Source organism: Mesorhizobium sp. P2_B5, assembly GCF_056404775.1.
This window is the reverse complement of the sequence record NZ_JBFUDJ010000003.1, coordinates 220,548-233,910: the sequence shown is the minus strand read 5'-3', so window position 1 is coordinate 233,910 and position 13,363 is coordinate 220,548. Positions and strand designations below refer to the sequence as shown.

Annotated in this window: 12 protein-coding genes; 6 read left to right on the top strand and 6 right to left on the bottom strand. The window is 64.2% G+C overall.

Annotated elements, in window-relative coordinates:
* Nucleotides 1-6 precede the first annotated feature (6 nt).
* Genes lpxD through lpxB form a run of 5 tightly spaced genes read left to right on the top strand, consistent with a single transcriptional unit; the run spans nucleotide 7 to nucleotide 4,425 of the window.
* Nucleotides 7-1,065: a UDP-3-O-(3-hydroxymyristoyl)glucosamine N-acyltransferase gene (lpxD, locus tag AC1D1N_RS13795; protein WP_477349138.1), complete on the top strand. Its 1,059-nt coding sequence runs from the start codon at nucleotides 7-9 to the stop codon at nucleotides 1,063-1,065.
* A gap of 1 nt (nucleotide 1,066) precedes the next feature.
* Nucleotides 1,067-1,519 (top strand): 3-hydroxyacyl-ACP dehydratase FabZ, encoded by a 453-nt coding sequence (fabZ, locus tag AC1D1N_RS13790; RefSeq protein WP_436259875.1) that lies wholly within the window; start codon nucleotides 1,067-1,069, stop codon nucleotides 1,517-1,519.
* 15 nt (nucleotides 1,520-1,534) lie between these two features.
* A complete protein-coding gene (gene lpxA / locus AC1D1N_RS13785; RefSeq protein ID WP_477349135.1) occupies nucleotides 1,535-2,368 on the top strand; it encodes an acyl-ACP--UDP-N-acetylglucosamine O-acyltransferase in 834 nt (277 codons plus the stop codon).
* Nucleotides 2,355-3,257 carry an LpxI family protein gene (locus AC1D1N_RS13780; RefSeq protein ID WP_477349133.1) on the top strand — a complete coding sequence of 301 codons (903 nt, stop codon included), beginning with the start codon at nucleotides 2,355-2,357 and terminating at the stop codon, nucleotides 3,255-3,257. Before lpxA ends, AC1D1N_RS13780 begins: the two co-directional genes overlap by 14 nt.
* Nucleotides 3,247-4,425, top strand: a complete 1,179-nt coding sequence (gene lpxB / locus AC1D1N_RS13775; protein WP_477349131.1) for a lipid-A-disaccharide synthase — start codon at nucleotides 3,247-3,249, stop codon at nucleotides 4,423-4,425. Before AC1D1N_RS13780 ends, lpxB begins: the two co-directional genes overlap by 11 nt.
* Nucleotides 4,426-4,482: 57 nt before the next feature.
* On the opposite strand, the gene gltA is transcribed toward lpxB, so the two are convergent.
* Nucleotides 4,483-5,814, bottom strand: a complete 1,332-nt coding sequence (gene gltA / locus AC1D1N_RS13770) for a citrate synthase (protein ID WP_142865733.1) — start codon at nucleotides 5,812-5,814, stop codon at nucleotides 4,483-4,485.
* Between the two features lie 181 nt (nucleotides 5,815-5,995).
* Nucleotides 5,996-7,420 carry a glutamate--tRNA ligase gene (gene gltX, locus AC1D1N_RS13765; RefSeq protein WP_477349507.1) on the bottom strand — a complete coding sequence of 475 codons (1,425 nt, stop codon included), beginning with the start codon at nucleotides 7,418-7,420 and terminating at the stop codon, nucleotides 5,996-5,998.
* A gap of 124 nt (nucleotides 7,421-7,544) precedes the next feature.
* Here gltX and AC1D1N_RS13760 point away from each other — a divergent pair, with 124 nt between their 5' ends.
* On the top strand, nucleotides 7,545-9,980 hold the full coding sequence (locus AC1D1N_RS13760; RefSeq protein ID WP_477349129.1) for a ComEC/Rec2 family competence protein: 2,436 nt from the start codon (nucleotides 7,545-7,547) through the stop codon (nucleotides 9,978-9,980).
* 6 nt (nucleotides 9,981-9,986) lie between these two features.
* On the opposite strand, the gene lexA is transcribed toward AC1D1N_RS13760, so the two are convergent.
* The 4 genes from lexA to trpC all read right to left on the bottom strand — a co-directional run bounded on the left by lexA (nucleotide 9,987) and on the right by trpC (nucleotide 13,359).
* Complete coding sequence (gene lexA / locus AC1D1N_RS13755) at nucleotides 9,987-10,739, bottom strand: transcriptional repressor LexA (protein WP_436259880.1); 753 nt, start codon at nucleotides 10,737-10,739, stop codon at nucleotides 9,987-9,989.
* 117 nt (nucleotides 10,740-10,856) lie between these two features.
* Complete coding sequence (locus tag AC1D1N_RS13750; protein WP_477349127.1) at nucleotides 10,857-12,062, bottom strand: molybdopterin molybdotransferase MoeA; 1,206 nt, start codon at nucleotides 12,060-12,062, stop codon at nucleotides 10,857-10,859.
* The gene (gene moaC / locus AC1D1N_RS13745; RefSeq protein ID WP_192253893.1) at nucleotides 12,062-12,544 is read right to left on the bottom strand and encodes a cyclic pyranopterin monophosphate synthase MoaC; all 483 of its coding nucleotides are present in this window, start codon (nucleotides 12,542-12,544) and stop codon (nucleotides 12,062-12,064) included. The genes AC1D1N_RS13750 and moaC overlap by 1 nt, the downstream gene beginning before the upstream one ends.
* Before the next feature lie 2 nt (nucleotides 12,545-12,546).
* The gene (gene trpC, locus AC1D1N_RS13740; protein ID WP_477349125.1) at nucleotides 12,547-13,359 is read right to left on the bottom strand and encodes an indole-3-glycerol phosphate synthase TrpC; all 813 of its coding nucleotides are present in this window, start codon (nucleotides 13,357-13,359) and stop codon (nucleotides 12,547-12,549) included.
* Between the last annotated feature and the right edge of the window lie 4 nt (nucleotides 13,360-13,363).

The window sequence follows — 13,363 nt, the reverse complement described above, 5'->3', positions numbered from 1 at the left end:
TCTGGAATGACCGATCCGGTGTTCTTCGCGCCATCACGCCGGTATACGGCCGGCGAAGTCGCGAATCTGACCGGCGCGGCGCTAGTCGATTCCGACCTTGCCCACATATCGATCGACGCCCTGGCGCCAGCCAGTGAAGGCGGCGAGGGTGCGCTCGTCTTCGTCGACGGCAAGCGAAATTTCGCGCTGATGCAGTCGCTGAAGGCGGCGGCCGTGCTGTGTCCGGCCGAATTTGCCACCAAGGCGCCGGCCGGTATCGCGGTTCTGGTCCATCCTCGACCGCAACAAGCTTTCGCCATGGTCGGCCGGCTGCTGTTCCCGATGGCGGCCACACCTGGACCGATGACCAGCGAAACCGGGGTCTCCCCGCAGGCTCATGTCGATGCCTCCGCGCACATTGAGGCCGGTGCCATCATCGAAGCCGGAGCGGTGATCGGCCCACGCGCTTCCATCGGCAGCGGAACGGTCATTGCGCCCCACGCCGTTATCGGCCCTTCCTGCCAGATCGGCCGCGATGGCTATATTGGTCCAGGCGTGAGCGTCCAGTATGCCCTGATCGGCAACCGCGTCATCATCCACGGTGGCGCCCGCATCGGCCAGGACGGGTTTGGCTTCGTCGGCGGTGCCAAAGGGCCTGAGCGTGTGCCGCAGATCGGCCGCGTCATCATCCAGGACGATGTTGAAATCGGCTCGAACACGACAGTCGATCGCGGCGCCATGTCGGATACAATCATCGGCCAGGGCACCAAGATCGACAATCTGGTGCAGATCGCCCATAACGTTCGCATCGGCCGCAATTGCATTATAGCAGGGCTTTCGGGTATCTCCGGCTCCGTCGTCGTCGGCGATGGTGTCACCATGGGCGGCGGCGTTGGCCTTGCCGATCATTTGACCATAGGATCGGGGGCCAAGCTTGCGGCGAGAAGCGGGTTCATGAGCAACGTGCCGGCGGGCGAGATCTGGGGAGGCTATCCGGCGCAGCCGATGGCGGAAGCCATGCGCGAGATCGCCATGCTGCGCAAGCTCGCCAGGACGCGCAAGCAGGGCGAGGGGGGAAGTAGCTGAGATGGTGCCGGGGACGCTCGAAGCGGTCGATATATTGGGGTTGATGAAGCTTTTGCCGCATCGCTATCCCTTCCTGATGATCGATCGAATTGTCGAGATCGATGGCAACAACTCAGCCATCGGCATCAAGAACGTGACCATCAATGAGCCGCATTTCCAGGGCCATTTCCCGGACCAGCCGGTGATGCCGGGTGTGCTGATCGTCGAGGCCATGGCACAGACGGCCGGCGCGATCTGCATTCGCAGCCTCAACACGGAAAAGCCGTCACTGGTCTATTTCCTGACCATCGACAACGCGAAATTCCGCAAACCGGTCGTTCCGGGCGACCAGTTGAAGATCCACGTCAAGAAAATCAAGATGCGCGGCAACCTGCTCAAATTCGCCTGCGAGGCCATGGTGGAAGGCGCAAAGGCCGCCGAAGCCGAGATCTCGGCAATGATGGTTACCGGCTGACGGTTCGACATGCTCATGAAAATACAGACTTCTATCCATCCCTCGGCCGTTATCGAGGCTGGTGCCCAAATCGGCGAAGGCGCCTCTATCGGACCTTTCTGCTTTGTCGGCGCTGACGCCGTGATCGGTGACCGCGTCGAACTGGTCAGCCATGTTTCGGTGCTGGGTGCGACCACCATCGGCGCAGGGACCAAGGTCTATCCGATGGCGATACTGGGCGGGCCGCCACAAAACACCAAGCACAAGGGTGGCCGCACGACATTGGTTATCGGCCAGAACTGCACGATCCGCGAAGGCGTGACCATGCATCTCGGCACCGATTCCAGCCGTGGCGAGACGACCGTCGGCGACAATGGCAATTTCCTTGCCTATGCCCACATTGCCCATGACTGCGTCGTCGGCAACAACGCTACCTTCGCCAATGGGGCCACGCTGGGCGGCCATTGCGAGGTCGGCAACAATGTCTATATCGGCGGCCTGACGGCCGTTCATCAGTTTGTACGTATCGGCGACAACGCCTTTCTCGGCGGCTGCTCGGCGATTGTCGGCGATGTCATCCCCTACGCCATTGCCGTCGGCAACCGCGCCAGCCTGCGCGGCCTCAACATCATCGGCCTGAAGCGCTCAGGCCTGTCGCGCGCCGAAATCCAAGTGCTGCGCAAGACTTACAAGATGATCTTCGACCGCTCCCGCACCGTCGGCGAAAACATCGAATTCGCCAAGGCCGAGTTCGCCTCGTCGCCGACAGCCATGAAAATCATCGATTTCATCGCCAGTCGCGGCAAGCGGCACTATGCCGTCCCGTCGCTTAAAGGTGGCGCCGGCGACGATGCCGATGACGAAGACTGAGGCCAGCTCAACGGGCCTCGATCTCGCGCCGGACGCCAGGGTCGGCATCATTGCCGGCGGCGGCAGCCTGCCGGTCGAAGTTGCCGCCGGCCTGGCAGAGGCCGGACATCCGCCGGTCATTATCCTGGTCGAAGGCCAGGCCGACCGTCAGTCCGAGCTCACCGTCTATGAGCATGAAAGCCTCGCCCTGGAAGACATTGGCTCGCTGGTTGCGTTGCTGAGGCGACGACGGATCACCCACCTTGTGCTTGCCGGCGAGATCAGGCGCAGGCCGCGGCTCGTCGACATGCGCCCGAGCCTTGGGCTGCTGGCGCTGATACCCTCGGTCGCCATGGCGCTTGCGCGCGGCGATGACGGCCTGTTGAAGATATTGACCCGCGGCCTGGAGGCGCGCGGCGTCAAGGTTGTCGGCGCGCATGAGGTCGTGCCCCGGCTTGTCGCGGCTGAAGGGCCGCTGACCAAGGCAGTGCCGCGAAAGTCTGACTGGCGCGATATCGAAGCGGCGCATGCGGCGGCAAAGGCCATCGGCGCGCTCGACATTGGTCAGGCGGCCATCGCCATCGGTGGTCGCACTATTGCCCTGGAAGGCGTCGAGGGCACTCACGGACTGCTCGAGCGGACGCAGCAGCTGCGCGGCCATGGCAGGCTCGCCGGCAAGACGCGCGGTGTCCTGGTCAAATGCGCCAAACCCGGCCAGGAACTGCGCGCCGATCTGCCGTCCATTGGCCCGCAGACGGTCGAGGTAGCACACGCCGCTGGGCTTGCCGGCATTGCCGTCGAGGCCGGCCGTTCGCTGATCCTCGAAGGTCCCGTCGTTGTCGCGCGCGCCAACGCGCTTGGGCTGTTCGTGTATGGCCTGCCGGCCATGGAGCCTGGCCATGGCAACTGAGAGACCGCTGAAAATCGCCATCGTCGCCGGCGAAGAGTCCGGTGACTTGTTGGGCGCCGACATCGTGCAGTCGCTAAAGCGCATGACTGGGCGCGATATCAGGCTGGTCGGCATTGGCGGGCGGCATCTGCAGGCGCTCGGGCTGGTGCCGCTGTTCGACGGGGCCGAGATCGCGCTGATGGGGCTCAGCGCCATTCTACGCGACCTGCCGCGCCTGATGCGGCGCATCGGCCAGACGGCAAGTGCGGTCGCTGCTGAGAAACCTGACTGTCTCGTCACCATCGACAGCCCTGACTTCTCTTTGCGCGTGGCCAAAAAGGTCCGCGCTGCCGATCCTTCCATCCCGATCGTCCATTATGTCTGCCCGAGTGTCTGGGCATGGCGGCCGGGCAGGGCGGTGGCGATGAAGCCCTATGTCGATCACATACTGTGCATCCTTCCTTTCGAGGTGAAGGAGCTCAGCCGGCTCGGCGGCCCGCCCGGCACCTATGTCGGACACCGCCTCACGCATGATCCGGGTGTGCTCAGCGCGGCAAGGGCGCAAGGCCAGCCGCGCGATCTCTCAGGGGACCGCGTCAAGACATTGCTTGTGCTGCCCGGATCGCGGCGCGGCGAGGTAAGCCGGCTTATCGATCCCTTCGGCCAGACGATCTCGGCGCTGCGCGCGCGCGGACACCGCTTGCGCCTGCTGTTGCCCACGGTGCCGCATGTCGCCGACCTGGTCAAAACATCGGTCGCACGCTGGGATGAGAAGCCTGAGATCATCCTCGATGCCGAGCGCAAATGGCAGGCCTTCGGCAAGGCCGATGCGGCGCTGATTGCTTCGGGAACGGTATCGCTCGAACTGGTGCTGTCTGGTGTGCCGATGATCTCATGCTACCGGCTCGATCCGGTGATGCGCATGGTCCAGGGGCTGGTCACGGTGTGGAGCGCCGCATTGCCCAATCTGATCGCCGACCAGGCGATCGTGCCGGAGCACTACAACCAATATGTGCGGCCGCGCTATCTGGCGCGGCAGCTCGAGGCTCTGTTTTCAGACACTGCCTACCGCACCTGGCAAAAGGACGGTTTTGCCGAGGTTGCCAGGCGCATGGCCACTGACAAGCCCTCCGGCGATATCGCGGCGGAAGTCGTTCTTCGCCACATCAAGCTTCGTCACTCCAACTAAAAAGCGCCCTTGCGGGCGCTTTTTGCAGTGTCATGGCGAAGCCGCATGCGGCTTCGATTACCGCTTTGCGATCGGCACGTAGTCGCGTTCCGGCGCGCCGGTGTAGAGCTGGCGCGGGCGGCCGATCTTCTGGTGCGGATCCTCGATCATTTCCTTCCACTGCGCGATCCAGCCGACGGTGCGGGCGACCGCGAACAGCACGGTGAACATGGTGGTGGGGAAGCCCAGCGCCTTCAGCGTGATGCCGGAATAGAAGTCGACGTTCGGATAGAGCTTCTTCTCGATGAAGTAGGAATCGGTCAGCGCGATCTTTTCCAGCTCCATGGCGATGTCGAGCAGCGGATCGTCCTTGATGCCGAGCTCGCCCAGCACTTCATGCGCCGTCTTCTGCATGATTTTCGCGCGAGGATCGTAGTTCTTGTAGACGCGGTGGCCAAAGCCCATCAGCCGGAACGGATCGTTCTTGTCCTTGGCGCGGGCGATGAATTCCGGGATGTGGTCGACATGGCCGATCTCGCCCAGCATGTTGAGCGCGGCCTCGTTGGCGCCGCCATGCGCAGGGCCCCACAGGCACGCGATGCCGGCGGCGATGCAGGCGAACGGATTGGCGCCAGACGAGCCGGCAAGACGCACCGTCGAGGTCGAGGCGTTCTGCTCGTGGTCGGCATGCAGGATGAAGATACGCTCCATGGCGCGCGCCAGCACCGGGTTGATCTTGTATTCCTCGCACGGCACGGCAAAGCACATATGCAGGAAGTTGGCGGCGAAGTTCAGCTCGTTCTTCGGGTAAATGAAGGGCTGGCCGATATGGTATTTGTAGGCCATGGCCGCGATCGTCGGCATCTTGGCGATCAGCCGCATCGAGGCGACCATGCGCTGATACGGGTCCGAAATGTCGGTGGAGTCGTGATAGAAGGCCGACAGCGCGCCGACCACGCCGCACATCACAGCCATTGGGTGCGCGTCGCGGCGGAAGCCGGTGAAGAAGCGCGACATCTGCTCATGCACCATGGTGTGGCGCGTCACCCGGTAGTCGAAATCGTCCTTCTGCGCCTTGGTCGGCAGTTCACCGTAGAGCAGCAGGTAGCAGACTTCGAGGAAGTCGCCATGCTCGGCCAGCTGGTCGATCGGATAGCCGCGGTGCAGCAGGATGCCGGCATCGCCGTCGATGAAGGTGATCGCCGACTCGCAGCTCGCCGTCGAGGTGAAGCCAGGGTCGTAGGTAAAGGCGCCGGTGGTGTTGTAGAGCGCACCGATGTCGATGACGTCAGGCCCGACCGAGCCGCTTCGCACCTTGAATTCGTGCGTCTTGCCGGCCAGTTCAAGCGTGGCAGTCGACGGGTGCGTCGTCTTGCTGCCGGTTTCCAGTTTTGTCGCAGCTTCGCTCATTCTCAAACTCCTTCATGTTCCTCATGCCGGCAAGGCAATTCCTGCTAACGACACGTCGAAATCACCGGAATGCGCGAACTCGCCACCGCATTTTAGGAGGTGCGTGCCAGATTGGGCCAGGGCCTAATGTTGCACTGCGAAACGCGCCTTTCAATGCCAATCTTCTTGGGCCAGTTCGCTCCTAATCGATTTGATCCGCAATCCGCGCCAAGCTTTCCTCACGGCCGAGCACGGCAAGCACGTCGAAAACGCCGGGCGAGGTGCTGCGGCCGGTAAGGGCTGCTCTCAGTGGCTGGGCCACGGCGCCGAGCTTGTGGCCGCCAGCCGTCGCGAACTCGCGCACCGCGGCTTCCGCCGCAGCGGCCGTCCACTCGCCAGAAACTGTCTGCAATGCCGCGTGTGCGCCACGCAGGATCGCCCGCGCGTCGGCATTAAGCAGGGCTGCCGCCTTCTCGTCGATCGGCAGCGGCCGCTCGACGAACAGGAAGCCGGCGCCGTCGGCCAGCTCGACCAGTGTCTTGGCGCGCTCCTTCAGGCCAGGCAGCGCGGCCAGCAGCTGCGCCTTCCTGGTGTCGTCGAGGCGGGCGGCGAGCGCCGGGCCGCCTTCGAGATAGGGTAGAGTGGCGACGAAGATGTCGAGCAGCGCCTTGTCATCCATCTTGCGCATGTGCACGCCGTTCAGCGCGTCGAGCTTGGCGAAGTCGAAGCGCGCCGCACCCTTGTTGACGTCGCCGATGTCGAACCATGAGATCATGTCCTTGATCGACATCACCTCGTCGTCGCCATGGCTCCAGCCGAGGCGGGCGAGATAATTGAGCAGCGCCTCGGGCAGATAACCCATGGCGCGGTAGGCCTCGACGCCGAGCGCGCCATGCCGCTTCGACAGCTTGGCGCCGTCGGCGCCATGGATCAGCGGGATGTGCGACATGGACGGCACCTCCCAGCCCATGGCGTTGTAGATTACCGTTTGTCGCGCGGCGTTGGTCAGATGGTCGTCGCCACGAATGATGTGGGTGACGCCCATGTCGTGGTCATCGACGACGACGGCATGCATGTAGGTCGGGACACCATCCGAGCGCAGGATAATGAAATCGTCGAGATCCTTGTTGGGGAAGCGCACCTCGCCCTGCACGCGGTCATGCACCACGGTCTCGCCCTCGGTCGGCGCCTTGATGCGGATGGCGCCTTTGACTCCGGCGGGCGCCTCGGAGGGGTCGCGGTCGCGCCACGCACCATTATAGCGCGGCGGCAGGCTCTTGGCGCGCGCCGCCTCGCGCATCGCCTCGAGCTCGGCCGGTGTTTCGTAGGCGTAATAGGCCTTGCCCAGGCGCACCAACTCCTCCGCCACCTCGCGGTGGCGCGGCGCACGCTCGAACTGCGAGACGGCCTCGCCGTCCCAGGACAGGCCGAGCCAGGTCAACCCATCGAGAATGGCCTGGGTTGCCGCTTCCGTGGAACGCTCGCGGTCGGTGTCCTCGATGCGCAGCAGCATCGTGCCGTCGGTGTGCTTGGCATACAGCCAGTTGAACAGCGCCGTGCGCGCGCCACCGATATGCAGGTAGCCGGTGGGCGAGGGGGCAAAACGGGTGACCACCCTGTTGGACATGGCAATTTTGTTGGACATTGCAATTCTCGGGCAAGGCTAGAAAACGGGGGGCGTGATCGCGCGGACTTTCGCGCTTTGCGCGTTCATGTAGCATAGGGGGTCTGGGGCGCAAGGGGCAGACCCGATGGCTGGACGTGGCCGGGGCGAGGATCAAGGCGAGGGCGCTGCGACAAGCGTCAACGAACGCTCCCTGTTTGCCGACAGTCCCTATGCCGAGCCGATGCCCGTCGCGCTGCCCGAGACGCGGCCTGGCCTCCGGCCTTTGTCTCCGGATGACACTGCGTCGGTGCCGGTCGCCGTGCCCGGATCCGCCATCCGTTTGCGTAGGCTGCTGCGCCGTTCGACATGGCCAGCAATCCGTCGCAGCGTTGCCGTGGCTGCCGGCACCGAACTCGACCGCGGCGTCGCTTTCCTGCTGGTGCCGGTTTTCCTGGCGGCCGGCGTCATCATTTATTTCTCGCTGGCCAGCGAGCCGGGCTTTGCCCAACCAATCGCGATTGTGCTGCTCATGGCCTGTTGCGCAGCCGTCGCGCGGTCCTGGCCGAAGACGCATCTGCTCTGCGTGGCCGCGATGCTGTGCGCGCTTGGGGTGGTCGCCGCCAAGGTCGAGACCTGGCGCGCCGGAACGCAAATGCTGGGCTCCGAGATCCAGACACGGCTGACCGGACGCGTCGTCAGCCTTGAGGAGATGGAAAACGGCCGCGTCAGGCTGACGCTCGACATTGTTTCCACCGCTCACCCAAAGCTGCACTACGCGCCGGAGCGGGTCAGGCTCTCGGCGCGTGGGATTCCGGCCGATATGACCGCCGGCTCCCTCATCACCGGCTATGCCAGACTGTTGCCGCCGACGGGTCCGGTGCGACCGGAGAGCTACGATTTCTCCTTCGACAGCTATTTCGCCGGGATCGGCGGCAGCGGCTTCTTTCTCGGCAATCCGAAAACCATTGCTTCGCAGGGCCCGCCGCCGCTGACCGCACGGCTCTCTTCGGCAATCGAGAATGCGCGCGAAAACATTGCCGACCATATCAGGGGCAAGATCGGCGGCGCCGAAGGCGAGATTGCCGCGGCGCTCATTGTCGGCGTTCGCGCCGGCATTCCGGACGAGGTCAACGAGGCTATGCGGCGCACTGGCATCTACCACATCATCTCCATTTCCGGCCTGCACATGGCGCTGGTCGCCGGCACCATCATGGCATTGTTGCGCGGCGCCTTCGCGCTGTTTCCCGATTTCTCCTCGCGCCGGCCTGTCAAGAAATATGCCGCCGCCGCGGCGCTTGTTTCCATCGCCGCCTATCTCGTCATTTCAGGCATCGTGGTTGCCGCCGAGCGCAGCTTCATTATGCTGGCGGTCATGCTTGTCGCGGTGCTGTTTGATCGCGCAGCGCTGACCATGCGCAATCTGGCGATCTCGGCCATCGCCGTCATCCTGGTGTCGCCGCATGAGGTTGTCGGCCCGAGTTTCCAGATGTCGTTTGCCGCCACCGCCGCCCTTGTCGGCGCCTATGCCGGCTGGGCCGACTACCGCGCCGACAAGGTGAGAACGCCGCCCGCAAGGCGCTCGTTCGTCGGCTTTCTGTCGCGAAAATTCCTGCTGGCCATGGGCGGCCTCGCCATGACATCGATCATCGCGGGCAGCGCCACTTTGCTGTTTGCCATCTGGCATTTTCAGCGCGTGTCGCCACTCAGCCTGCTCGCAAATCTGGCCGTGATGCCGATTGTGTCGTTGATCGTCATGCCCTTCGCCGTGCTCAGCGCGCTGGCCATGCCGTTCGGCGCCGATGGACCGTTCCTTTATTTGATGGGCAAGGGCCTGGCGGCGATGATCGCCATCTGCGCCTGGATTTCCGAACGTTCGCCGGTCGATGCCGTCGGCCTGATCTCTATCCGCTCGGTGCTGCTGGTGGCGGTCGCGCTCGTCATCGCCACCATGGCCACCACCTGGCTGAGGCTGGCGGCCGTGCCTTTTGCGCTGGCCGGCCTGTTGACTGTGCCACAGGTGCGCACGCCCGATGTGCTCATCTCCGAGGATGCGCACCTGGTGGCCGTGCCGATCGGAGGCGGCGAGCTCGCCCTCAATCGCGAACGCTCCAACGAATTCACCACAGACAACTGGAAACGCGCGCTGAGGGCCGAAACCATAATCCCGCCTGAGATTTTCGAGGCAACGGACACGCGGTTCGATCTAGACCCGCTCGACCTGCCGCCAGGCTCGCCTTTCTATTGCACAGGCAATCTCTGCATTGCCCGGCACCTGACCGGAGCCATCATCGCGCTGGCAAAAGACCGCAACACAGCGCGGCCAGCCTGCGCTTTCGCGAGCCTGATCGTCATCGACGACGCCACTGCCTACAATCCGTGCCGCGACCCGCTGGTGCTGGTCGTGACCAAGAAGCAACTTGCCCGCGATGGCAGTGCCGCCGTCTTCTTCGACCCACAATCGGCCGCGACAGCGCCAATGATCCGTTTCGCCGTCGACAAACCCTATCGTCCCTGGCACGAGCAACGCCGCTTCTCACGCGAAGCACGCGGTCTGCCGCCTTACCAGCAGCGCGAAAAGTAAGCCGCCTCAGTAGCGCCGGATCAGGCCGACCAGCTTGCCCTGCACCTTGACCCTGTCCGGCCCGAAGATGCGGGTTTCGTAGGCCGGGTTGGCGGCTTCCAGCGCGATCGAGGCGCCCTTGCGGCGGAAGCGCTTCAACGTCGCTTCCTCTTCATCGACCAGCGCCACCACGATCTCGCCAGGGCTCGCCGTATCGGCATTGCGGATGATGACCGTGTCGCCGTCGAAAATGCCGGCCTCAATCATCGAGTCACCCTTGACCTCAAGTGCGTAGTGTTCGCCGCCCATGATCATGTCCGGCGGCACCGAGATCGAATGCGTCTGGTGCTGGATGGCGTCGATCGGCACACCGGCGGCGATGCGGCCCATCACCGGGATCGACACCGCAGAAACGGCGTCGTCATTGCCGGCCGACATCGAACGAGACGAGGAGGCCGGCTTGATCTGGCGGCCGAGACCGCCTTGCCCCTGACCGCCTTGACCGAGGCTGCCCTGGATGATGCTCGGCGAGAACTTCTTCGCCGCATTGAGGCCGGGTGCGATCGAGTCGGGCAGCCGCAGCACTTCCAGTGCACGCGCCCTGTTCGGCAGCCGGCGAATGAAGCCGCGCTCCTCAAGCGCCGTGATCAGGCGGTGAATGCCGGACTTGGACGCGAGGTCGAGCGCCTCCTTCATCTCGTCGAAAGACGGCGGGATTCCGCTCTCCTTCAGGCGTTCATGGATGAACATCAGAAGTTCATGTTGTTTGCGCGTCAGCATCGCGGCTCCCACGGGTTCTGAAACCAGAATCGGAAAAAACAAACCCAGAACAAACACTATCTGTTCCAGTTGTGTTCCGCAACCTTTTAAAGTTTAATGAATGTGTTGACGTTTTGTTCAGCGTAACATCAGGACGCTGCAGGCGGCACCCGCGGCGGCGGCCGGAGCGAAGGGCTCGCGCACGATCAAGCCGTTTGCGTCGGCCAGCATTCTCAGCATCGAGGAATCCTGGATGCCGAACGGCGTCGCCACCCGTGCGCCGGTTTCTTCGCTCACCACGGCGCGCACATAGTCTTGCCTCAGATCATTGGCCGGCATCGCGGCGCCAAGCTGCGCCGGGCGGATGTCCTGCCGGTACGTGCGGCCGCCGAGCTGCGCCAAAAGCGGCTTCAAAAACAGCTGCGAACAGACCAGGCTCGCCACGGGATTACCGGGCAGGCCGATGCACCTGATGTCGCCGAGACGCCCGAACATCAGCGGCTTGCCCGGGCGCATTGCGAGCTTCCAGAAATCGAGCTTCATGCCTTCGCCGGTCAGCACGTCATGCACGAGGTCGTGGTCGCCGACCGAAGCGCCGCCGAGCGTGACGATGACGTCCGCCTTTGCCGCGACAGCCTTTTTCACCAGTGCTGCGATCGCTTCCTTGCGGTCGGCCGCGATACCGAGATCGAGCGCGCGCGCGCCGACCGACTGCGCGGCTGCCGCGACGCCATAGGCGTTGGACGAGATGATCTGGTCGGGGCCAAGCGCACTGCCCGGCGGCAGCAACTCGTCGCCGGTTGCGATGATGGCCACCAGCGGCCGTTGCACCACGTTCAGGGTCGGGTGATTGGCCGATGCCGCCAGCGAGAGTGCTGCCGGATCGAGCTCGCGGCCTTTTTCCAGCAGGACGTCGCCTTGTGCAAAATCCAGACCACGGCGGCGGATGTTACGGTCTTTTGCGGTCGGCTCGGTGACCTCGATATGGCCATTGCCAAGGTCGCGGACATTCTCCTGGATGACGATGGTGTCGACGCCTTCAGGCAGCGGCGCGCCCGTGAAGATGCGCACGGCCTCAGCCTTGCCGACCGTGCCGTCAAAGCCGCGTCCTGCGGGCGCCATGCCGATCACCGAAAGCCGCGCCGGGGCGGATGCCACATCCTGTGCCCGCGCGGCATAGCCGTCCATGGCGGACGCGTTGAAGGGCGGCTGGGTGCGCAGCGCCACGACAGGTTCCGCCAGCACCCGGCCGGCCGCATCCGCCAGGGCGATGCTTTCACCCGGCAGCGCCGCAGCGCCTTCCAGCAGGCGCTCCAGCGCCTCGGCCACCGGAACCAGCGCCATCAGGCGCCCGCCTTGTAGTCGCCGGACTTGCCGCCGGTCTTCTCCACCAGCCTTATGCCGGAAATCACCATGGCGCGATCGGCCGCCTTGGCCATGTCGTAGATAGTCAGGCATGCCACCGAGGCCGCGGTCAGCGCTTCCATTTCGACCCCGGTCTTGCCGGTGACGCGGGCGAGCGCGGTGACCCTGAGGCCGGGCAGCGCCGCGTCCGGCTCGATGTCGACCGACACCTTGGTCAACAGCAGAGGATGGCAGAGCGGGATCAGCTCATGCGTCTTCTTGGCTGCCATGATGCCGGCGATGCGCGCTGTGCCCAGCACGTCGCCCTTCTTGGCGTCGCCGTCGAGGATCATCTTCAGGGTTTCAGGCCGCATCGAGACAAAGCCCTCGGCGACTGCCGTGCGCGTCGTCTCCGCCTTGTCGCCGACATCGACCATGTTGGCCTCGCCCTTGGCGCCGAGATGGGTGAGGGCCGCTGGCATCCTCAGACGGCCTCTGCCGGCGTCTTGCCCGTCAGAAGCAGGCGCGTTGCCGCCGCCACATCCTGTTGCCGCATCAGGCTCTCGCCGACAAGGAAGGTTTCGATGGCGGCCTTTTGCATCCTGAGGCAGTCGTCGTGGGTGAAAATGCCGCTCTCGCTGACCAGCAAGCGGCCGCCCGGCACCATGGATGCCAGCCGCTCGGAGGTTTCAAGACTGGTCTCGAACGTCCTCAGATTGCGGTTGTTGATGCCGATCAGCCGCGACGACAGTTTTAGCGCGCGCTCGGTCTCGGCTTCGTCATGCACCTCGATCAGCGCATCCATCCCGAGCTCGAATGCGGTCGCTTCCAATTCGCTCGCCAAGGCATCGTCGACGCTGGCCATGATGATCAGGATGGCGTCGGCGCCCCAGGCGCGCGCCTCGTAGACCTGGTAGGGATCGAACAGGAAATCCTTGCGCAGCGCGGGCAGCGACACCGCCTTGCGGGCGTTTGTTAGAAATTCCGGCGCGCCCTGGAAGGACGGCGCATCGGTCAGCACCGAAAGACAGGCGGCGCCGCCTTTTTCATAGGCCTGCGCCAGCGTCGGTGGGTCGAAATCGGCACGGATCAACCCTTTGGAAGGGCTCGCCTTCTTGATCTCGGCTATCAGGGCAAAGTTGCCCGATCTGCGCTTCGCCTCGAGCGCCGCGAGAAAGCCGCGCGGCGCGGCGGCATCCTTCGCCCGTGCCTTGATCTCGGCCAGCGGTATCAGCGCCTTTGCCGCCGCGATCTCGTCGCGCTTGTAGGCCTCGATCTTGCGCAGAATGTCAGCCACGGCC

Bases quoted from the DNA above. Each gene is read 5' to 3' on its own strand.
- lpxD (WP_477349138.1), top strand. From the start codon at position 7: ATGACCGATCCGGTGTTCTTCGCGCCATCACGCCGGTATACGGCCGGC.
- fabZ (WP_436259875.1), top strand. From the start codon at position 1,067: ATGGTGCCGGGGACGCTCGAAGCGGTCGATATATTGGGGTTGATGAAG.
- lpxA (WP_477349135.1), top strand. From the start codon at position 1,535: ATGAAAATACAGACTTCTATCCATCCCTCGGCCGTTATCGAGGCTGGT.
- AC1D1N_RS13780 (WP_477349133.1), top strand. From the start codon at position 2,355: ATGACGAAGACTGAGGCCAGCTCAACGGGCCTCGATCTCGCGCCGGAC.
- lpxB (WP_477349131.1), top strand. From the start codon at position 3,247: ATGGCAACTGAGAGACCGCTGAAAATCGCCATCGTCGCCGGCGAAGAG.
- gltA (WP_142865733.1), bottom strand. From the start codon at position 5,814: ATGAGCGAAGCTGCGACAAAACTGGAAACCGGCAGCAAGACGACGCAC.
- gltX (WP_477349507.1), bottom strand. From the start codon at position 7,420: ATGTCCAACAGGGTGGTCACCCGTTTTGCCCCCTCGCCCACCGGCTAC.
- AC1D1N_RS13760 (WP_477349129.1), top strand. From the start codon at position 7,545: ATGGCTGGACGTGGCCGGGGCGAGGATCAAGGCGAGGGCGCTGCGACA.
- lexA (WP_436259880.1), bottom strand. From the start codon at position 10,739: ATGCTGACGCGCAAACAACATGAACTTCTGATGTTCATCCATGAACGC.
- AC1D1N_RS13750 (WP_477349127.1), bottom strand. From the start codon at position 12,062: ATGGCGCTGGTTCCGGTGGCCGAGGCGCTGGAGCGCCTGCTGGAAGGC.
- moaC (WP_192253893.1), bottom strand. From the start codon at position 12,544: ATGCCAGCGGCCCTCACCCATCTCGGCGCCAAGGGCGAGGCCAACATG.